The sequence below is a fragment of the uncultured Senegalimassilia sp. genome (assembly GCF_934630535.1).
Taxonomy (GTDB): Bacteria; Actinomycetota; Coriobacteriia; order Coriobacteriales; family Eggerthellaceae; genus Senegalimassilia.
The window spans coordinates 1-6,415 of record NZ_CAKTVU010000039.1 but is presented as its reverse complement, the minus strand read 5'-3'; the positions used below and the strand labels follow the sequence as shown (position 1 = coordinate 6,415).

Below are 6,415 nucleotides of genomic sequence, written 5' to 3'. Positions count from 1 at the left end.
CGTCTTTAGGCGCGCGCCGGCCTTCCTTGGGTTATACCCAAAGAGCAAACCACCCGCTAGGCGGGTGGTCTTGATTGTCGTTGCGATTCTCGTCGTTTTGATGGTGTCGGGCGTCGAGCCAAGATGAGGCGGCGTCGAAAACGGACAGCGCTGTTGCAGCTGCCTCTGACGCATCTTCTAAGGACGTAGGCGTAATGCAAGCGTCGGGCGACGGCACGGCCGACAACGAGGTTGATGCGTCCGAGGTGTATGGGGATTCCCCTGATGCCGCGACGGGCGAGTCCTCCGCTGACACGTCAACTTCTGGCGGCGACACTCCGAGCGTGAGCGGCTCTGGCTCCACTTCGGGCAACCAGCCGAGCGGCTCGAACGCAGGCAATGACGGTTCATCCGACAAGGGGTCGGGCGATTCTGCAGGTAGCGACCCGACCGGTGGCGCCGATCCTGGTGTCAAAACTGAGCCCGATGGCTCCAAGTGGACGGGTTACTACTAAGCCACCTATCCTTCTCGCGCCTACTGCTCGGCAGCGGAACAACCGGAGCGGGTTCCAGAAATCGTTCTGGAACCCGCTTTTTAGCATCCTTTATTATTGGCGGCTTCAATTTTCCCGAAGCTCGTTTCGGGCGGCGGTTATTTTAGGGTCACCGTTTCGGGTTGCCGTTCGTTTTCTGGCCATTAATTTCGTAGCCGCTTTCCCAATCTTCGTCTAAAGCGGCGGTCGCTTCCCCCCGGCCTTCGCTTTCCTACATCCTGGTGACCTCAAGGCGTTTGAGCAGGTCGATGTCTTCTTGAGCGGTGCGTGCGTCGGTGACGAGCTCGCTCATGCTCGCGTTGCGCGAGAGTCCCTTGCGGATAACATGCCCCACTTGGTAGAGGCACGCGGCTGGAGCAAGCCACGCGTGCTTGCGCGCCGGCGCCCAATGAGCGCGCCCGCCCTCGTAAAGATAGCGAACCAATGCCGCGGGGCTGCGGAAGCTGTGCAGCACTGTGCGGGTTGCCTGCGCGCCGCGCTCCATCTTGCGCCCCATGTTCCCCCTCTGCATGATGTAGAGCAGAAGGTCGCTCGCAAGCTGCGCGTCGGCTTCGCCAAACCATGTTGCCGACGTCTGAAGCCCCAGGTAGGTGCGGCAAAGCCACGTTGTGGTGACCGCCAGCTTCTCCATGCCGATCTGCTGCGCCGCATGTTGAAAGCCGCGCTCCCAAAGCTCGTCGGTCAAGTGCGCGTCGACGAACATCTGCCAATCCAGAATCTGGCGAAGCCCCAGCCCTGATCCCAAATGCTGGTTGACATGCGCAAGCAGCACCAGCCCGTTTTCGAGCGGCGGCAACACGGGCACGCTGAAGCCTACGACATCGGTCCATTCGGCGCGCGGGATGGCGTCGTAAATGGCCTGGTCAAGGAAATGTGCCTGCTGCTTGTTAGTGCATGTGCTGAAATAGCGATGCAGCTCGATTTCGGGACAGCCCGCCTTCTTGAAGCCCGCGTGGCGCGGATTGATTTCAAGCTCAATATCGTTTTCCCAGCCCAAGCGCTCCATGAGCGAAAATGCTTGCTCGAAATGGTCGGGCGGCACGATGAGGTCGATGTCGCCCATGCTGCGGCTGTTCGGCTGCGGGTAATTTGCCGCAGCGGCCGCGCCCTTCAGCACGGCAACGGGGATGCCTGCCTGGCGAAACTCGGCGAGCACGCTGTCTTGCGCCATCATGAGGCGATACCAGCCCGACAGGTTCTTGCCCGCGCGCGCAAGGTATTCCGCCTGGTCGGCGGGGGAGAGCCCGAGGGATTCGACGGCGTTTGCCGGATAGCCGATGACAGATTGCGCCTCCAGCTCGGCCCGCACGGCAGGCCACAGATCATCGGGGATGGAAAGTGCGACAGTGAGAGGGGCGGGGGTCGGGCAATTTGCCTCGGGCGTGGCGGTTCCGCCTGGAGCGAGGGTGGGGTGGCTTGCGCCAGGTACGACGGGGGTCGGGCAACTCACCTTGCCATCTGGCGCGCCTGCAGGCGAGGCGGAAGCCCTGGCCGTGGGAGCCTCGTCACGCTTCGCGTGTTGAAGGGCGCTTTCAGCGGTGATGATTCTGATCGCGTATTCTTCGGCAGCGGAAAGCTCCACGGATTCTTCCTCTCGTTGCTTCGTTGCAGCATGCGCGCACGTGGAAATTACTTGCGAACCTGACAATCAGTCGTGCGTTCTTCCTGTGCGCCTATAATATAGCAGCGATAATCACGATTCGAGAAATGCCTACATACCGTGCAATTCGGGAGTTGTTGCGGTTGTCGGCGCCTGCGTGCAGCCCGCTAGCTGCCTGCAACCTGTCCGCGCCGCCGTCGCCTTCCCAAGGAGCGAAGTTTATGTTCTGCGTTCAAATAGCCGAGGTTCTTGTCGCCATCGAGAACCGCTATGCGTTCTCCGAGCGGCTTTGCGCGGACTACGTCGTCAACGTCGCACCTGATGAATGCAGCTTTTCGGTATCGGCGACGCCAGAGGAGATTGCGGCGGAAAACAGTGACGAGGGCGCGTTCTCGCCCGCGTATTGCGAGTCGCTTGCGCTCTACCGCAAGATTTGCACGCGCATGTTGGACTACAACGCGTTTCTGCTCCATGCGGCAATCGTCTCGTATGCGGGCCGCGGCTTCGCGTTCGCAGCAAAAAGCGGCACGGGCAAAAGCACGCACGTCGCGCAGTGGATGCGCGCGCTAGGCGATGACGTGACGGTGGTGAACGGCGACAAGCCCATCCTGCGCTGGCGAAATGGGGAAGCCGTCGAGGCGAAAGGCGCTGGGGCGCCGAGTGAGACGCCTGGTGGGAAAGCTGCCGAGACCGCCTGCGACCAGCCGGTGGGTGAGTTCATCGCGTACGGCACTCCATACTGCGGCAAGGAAAACTGGGGGCAAAACACGAGCGTTCCCCTTCGCGCCGTTTGCTTTATCGAGCGCTGCGAGCCGGGCGAGCCGGACCGCCTGTCCCGTTTGGAAGATGACGGGGAAATCGTCGCGCGCATCATGAATCAGATTCTGATGCCGCATGATCCCGTTTTGGCTGCTCGACAGCTTGATTTGCTCGATAGGTTGGTGAACAGCGCGCCGTTTTACGTGCTGCGTTGCACGCCGACTCCTGCCGCCTTTGACGCGGCGTTCCAGATGACGCTGTGCGATAATGGGCGCGAACGAATGCATCGATGCGAAGGATCTGGGCATGAAGATTAAAGACGGTTTCATCGTGAACAAAGTGGGTAGCCAGCACGTGGTCGTGCCGGTGGGCGAGGCCAGCATGGAGCGCCACTGCATGATTCGCCTGAACGACACGGGCGCGTTCCTATGGGAGCAGCTCGGTGCGGATACCACGGAAGATGCGCTGGTCCGGGCTCTGCTGGCGGAATACGATGTCGACGAAGACATGGCTCGCGCCGATGTCGCGGCGTTTTTGGGTAAGCTTCGCGATGCCGACTTGCTTGAGGAGTAGGAGCCTAACCGTTAGGTTCCATTCGGCAAGCGATTCATGACGTGCGAAAAAGACATACCCACGGCGGCGCCTGACGCAGATGGGTCTTCCTCACCTGATGAGCCGCGCAAAATCGAGGACGTGCTCGCATCCGAGGGCTTCTACATGGGGCCGCCTGTGGGCGTTTCCATGTGGCCGATGCTGCGCAACCGCCATGACGTGATGATGGTGGTGCCAGCCGAGCGCGAGCTGCGTCGCTACGATGTGGCGCTCTACCGCCGCGGTGAGAAGTACGTGCTGCATCGCGTGGTGGGGCATTACGGAAACGGCCCCCAAAAAGGCTACGTGATCTGCGGAGATAACTGCGTCATGCTGGAATACATCCCGCGCGAGGATGTGCTCGGCGTGCTGCGGGGCTTCTATCGCGACGGCCGCCGCATCGATTGCGAGACCTCCCGCGGATACCATGCGTATTCGAAGCTGTGGGTGGCACTGTTCCCCGCACGCAAGGTGTGCAAGGGCGCAAACGCTGCGGTAAGGCGCGCGGGCAAGCGCGCTCTTGTGGCATGCGGCCTGCGCAAACGCGATGCCATGAGCGAAGCGGGGCGAAATTGATGCGCGGGGCTGAGGCGAGCGAGCAGGACAAGGTCACCTATGCGTGGCTGTTCGCGCAATCGAAGGCGCAGCATGGCCGCATCGTGGCGTTGTCGGTGCTGTGCACGGTGCAAGCGGCGGTGCTCGTGAGTTTCGCGCTGGCATGCCGCGCCGTTATCGACCAGGCGGTCGCGGGAAACGTCGACGGCTTGCTGGCAAGCGCGGCGGTACTTGCAGGCGTTATCATCGCGCAGCTGGTGCTTCGCCCGGCTATCAACAGCACCCAGGAGCGCATTCGGGCCCGTTTCGCCCTTGAACTGCGGAAATCGATGCTCGATAGCATCTTCGCCGCGCGCTTTGGCAACGTTTTGCGCTTCCATTCCGGCGAGCTTTCCAACCGCATGTTCTCCGACGTGCAGGTTGTATCGAACGGCGTGGCGACCATCATCCCGAGCTTCGTGTCCATGCTCATGCAGCTCGTGTTCGCCATTGCGGTGCTTGCGCTGATCAGCCCGCCCATGGTGGCCCTGTTCGCCGCCGCTGCGCTGCTCTCGTTCGTGCTGGCGCGCACGCTGCGCGGACGGTTGAAGGCGCTGCACAAAACCGTGCAGGAAAAGGAAGGCGCCGTGCGCGTGTTTCTGCAAGAGGCGCTCGAGCATCAGCTGGTCATCCGCTCGTTCGGGGCTCAGCCCGCCACGAGTGCGCGCGCCAACACGCTGCAGGAGGACCATTTCGCCGCGCAGATGCGTCGTCGCGGGTATTCGATCGCCGCCAACGCGAGCTTCTCGTTCTTCTTCAACGCGCTGTATGCCGTGGCGCTCACGTGGTGCGCGTTCGAGCTTTTGCACGGCGCCATGAGTTACGGCACGCTCATGGCGGTGCTACAGCTGGTGGCGCGCATTCAGGCGCCGGTTTCCAGCTTATCGGGCATGCTGCCGCAGCTGTATCAGACGCTCGCGTCGGCGGAGCGCCTGATGGAGGTGGCGGAGTTGCCGCGCTCGGAAGGCTGCTTGCCCGTGACGGCTGAGGAATTCTATCAGCGACTCTCAGGCGTGAGGATGCGCGATCTGGCGTTTTCCTACGATGACGAGGAGGCGGAAGGTGCTCCTGCGCCCGCAGGGGGGACGGAAGCTTCCCCCGAGGAGGATCCCGTAAGCTTGGCCTGCGCAAACGTGTTCGTTCCCAAAGGTTCCTTCGTGGTGGTGGAAGGCCCATCCGGCTCGGGAAAATCCACACTGTTCAAGCTGCTGTTAGGTGCCTACGATGCGGACGGCTTCGCGTACGAGCTCGCCGAAGGTGCCGTGACGTCCGCAGCCGCCGCGCCCGACGCCCCCGCAGGCGCGGCCACTGCGGGCACGCTTCTTATCGACGCCGCTGCGAGCGCGTCCGTCGTTCCCCCCTGCGCCGCATCACAGGTGCCGCCTGGCGTGTTTGCCTATGTGCCGCAAGACAATTTCCTGTTCGCTGGGTCAATCCGCGAGAACGTGGCGTTCGCTACCCCTGATGCGACTGACGACCAGGTAAAGCGTGCGTGCGAAGTGGCGTGTGCTTGGAACTTCGTGGAAGAGCTTCCGCTGGGGCTTAACACGATGATCGGCGAGCACGGGCAAGGTCTTTCCCAGGGGCAGCTGCAGCGTCTGGCTATCGCGCGTGCGGTGTGCTCGGATGCGCCCATCATGGTGCTCGACGAGGTTACGAGCGCGCTCGATGACGCGACCGAAGCGGCCGTCCTAGCCAATATTGCATCGCTACCTGGTAAAACGGTTTTCGTCGCCGCGCATCGCGCAAAAGCGCGCGAGTTCGCCACCATGCGCCTTCACGTGGAATTCGGCATGCTGACAGAAGCGCATTAGCGCACTTTTCCGAAATTTGAAGACATGAGTAACCGCATTTTTTCTGAATTTATAATCAAGCACATCTTCGGGGAAGCGAAACCCAAGTTCGTGGTCAACTGAGCGAGTTGTTGAGGAAAACCGGCGTTTTCGCGCCCCGTGAGGTCAGCTGGGGCACCTCTGCCAGCAAAAGGCCTGGTCGCAAATTTTCCATGAGAGCACGAGAAGAAACCAAGCGCACACAACTCGCTCAATTGACCACCAACTGCCGTTTGTGCTCCAGACGAGCTGGAAAGGCACCGCGCCGGGATGCGCAATCGTTGCGGAATCTAAATTGTCGTGCGACAAATGCGCCTCTCGGGCAAAACATATGGTAGATTATCGTTGGCAAAACGAGCAAGGCTGCAATAAGGAAGGGGCTGCGTGGTTTTCAGCAACTTGATAGCCATCTACCTTTTCCTGGGCGGGACCGCCGCCGGGGCCTTCGCGCTTACCGCTCTCTTCGACGTCATCAAGGCCGCGAAAGATCATCGCCGCGGCGAGTA

6 protein-coding genes are annotated in these 6,415 nt (G+C 61.5%); 5 read left to right on the top strand and 1 reads right to left on the bottom strand.

All coding sequences use genetic code 11. The annotated features are described in order from the left end of the window. The first annotated feature begins 194 nt into the window (after positions 1 to 194). Positions 195 to 494: a hypothetical protein gene (locus tag Q0D52_RS10075; RefSeq protein ID WP_294382686.1), complete on the top strand. Its 300-nt coding sequence runs from the start codon at positions 195 to 197 to the stop codon at positions 492 to 494. Between the two features lie 250 nt (positions 495 to 744). Here Q0D52_RS10075 and Q0D52_RS10070 read toward each other — a convergent pair whose 3' ends face one another. Next, positions 745 to 2,115 carry a nucleotidyltransferase family protein gene (locus Q0D52_RS10070; protein WP_294382683.1) on the bottom strand — a complete coding sequence of 457 codons (1,371 nt, stop codon included), beginning with the start codon at positions 2,113 to 2,115 and terminating at the stop codon, positions 745 to 747. A gap of 239 nt (positions 2,116 to 2,354) precedes the next feature. Between Q0D52_RS10070 and Q0D52_RS10065 the strand changes: the two genes are divergently transcribed. The 4 genes from Q0D52_RS10065 to Q0D52_RS10050 are packed head-to-tail and all read left to right on the top strand — an operon-like array spanning position 2,355 to position 5,891. Then, positions 2,355 to 3,209, top strand: coding sequence for a hypothetical protein (locus Q0D52_RS10065; protein WP_294382679.1), 855 nt, complete (start codon positions 2,355 to 2,357; stop codon positions 3,207 to 3,209). After that, complete coding sequence (locus Q0D52_RS10060) at positions 3,199 to 3,465, top strand: PqqD family protein (protein WP_294382676.1); 267 nt, start codon at positions 3,199 to 3,201, stop codon at positions 3,463 to 3,465. The genes Q0D52_RS10065 and Q0D52_RS10060 overlap by 11 nt, the downstream gene beginning before the upstream one ends. Before the next feature lie 36 nt (positions 3,466 to 3,501). Beyond that, positions 3,502 to 4,059: a hypothetical protein gene (locus Q0D52_RS10055; protein WP_294382673.1), complete on the top strand. Its 558-nt coding sequence runs from the start codon at positions 3,502 to 3,504 to the stop codon at positions 4,057 to 4,059. After that, complete coding sequence (locus tag Q0D52_RS10050) at positions 4,059 to 5,891, top strand: ABC transporter ATP-binding protein (protein WP_294382670.1); 1,833 nt, start codon at positions 4,059 to 4,061, stop codon at positions 5,889 to 5,891. Before Q0D52_RS10055 ends, Q0D52_RS10050 begins: the two co-directional genes overlap by 1 nt. Positions 5,892 to 6,415: the final 524 nt, after the last annotated feature.

Excerpts from the sequence above, each read along its gene's own strand:
- Q0D52_RS10075 (WP_294382686.1), top strand. The coding sequence starts at position 195 with ATGCAAGCGTCGGGCGACGGCACGGCCGACAACGAGGTTGATGCGTCC.
- Q0D52_RS10060 (WP_294382676.1), top strand. The coding sequence starts at position 3,199 with ATGAAGATTAAAGACGGTTTCATCGTGAACAAAGTGGGTAGCCAGCAC.
- Q0D52_RS10050 (WP_294382670.1), top strand. The coding sequence starts at position 4,059 with ATGCGCGGGGCTGAGGCGAGCGAGCAGGACAAGGTCACCTATGCGTGG.
- Q0D52_RS10065 (WP_294382679.1), top strand. The coding sequence starts at position 2,355 with ATGTTCTGCGTTCAAATAGCCGAGGTTCTTGTCGCCATCGAGAACCGC.
- Q0D52_RS10055 (WP_294382673.1), top strand. The coding sequence starts at position 3,502 with ATGACGTGCGAAAAAGACATACCCACGGCGGCGCCTGACGCAGATGGG.